Raw genomic sequence first — 694 nt, 5'->3', positions numbered from 1 at the left:
TGAACAAGCCGGTGAAGCCTCTGAAGCTGCGCAGTGCGCTGAGTCATCTACTGAGAAGCTGACTGCGGTCTCATACGAAAAGGGTCAGATGAACATGTCACCTGACCCTTTTTGCTTTTAGCCTGTCAAACCCTGACCTTATTACCGCTTCAGATACTGACTGAAATCCACATCGCTGGCAGAGAGAATCGCCTGCACGCGGTTGTGAACCCCGAGCTTGCGAAGTATCGCTGATACATGGGCCTTCACCGTGGTCTCGGCGATGTTCAGGTTATAGGCGATCTGCTTGTTGGATTCGCCCTTGGACATGCGCTCGAGCACCAGCAGCTGCCGACGTGTCAGTGAGTTGAGCAGCTCCGGTGAAATCGGGTTGTCTTCATTGCGACTACGACGAGTATTGCTCTCCTTGCCGGTTCGGATGATGTCCGAAGGCAGATAGACATTGCCGTTCAGGATCTGCTGGATGGCCTCGGTCATCTGGGCCCTGGGCGAGGACTTGGTAATGAAGCCGCAGGCGCCGTAGGTAATGGCCTGCAGCACCACCTGCTTGTCTTCCTCGGCAGAGACAATAACCACCGGAATCGTCGGGGCTTCGTTGCGCAGGGTGATCAGGCCGTTAAGACCATGCATGCCGGGCATGTTCAGGTCCAGCAGGATCAGGGCCAGGTCGTCATTCTCACGGGTAATGTCGAGA

1 protein-coding gene is annotated in these 694 nt (G+C 55.6%); it reads right to left on the bottom strand.

The window, feature by feature from the left end:
* Positions 1 to 141: 141 nt before the first annotated feature.
* A partial coding sequence (locus tag B2W52_RS03085) for a LuxR C-terminal-related transcriptional regulator (protein WP_286801211.1) occupies positions 142 to 694 on the bottom strand: 553 nt, incomplete at its 5' end.

The organism is Marinobacter sp. UBA2498 (assembly GCF_002341575.1).
Lineage (GTDB): Bacteria > Pseudomonadota > Gammaproteobacteria > Pseudomonadales > Oleiphilaceae > Marinobacter > Marinobacter manganoxydans.
This window is presented reverse-complemented; position numbering and strand designations above follow the sequence as displayed.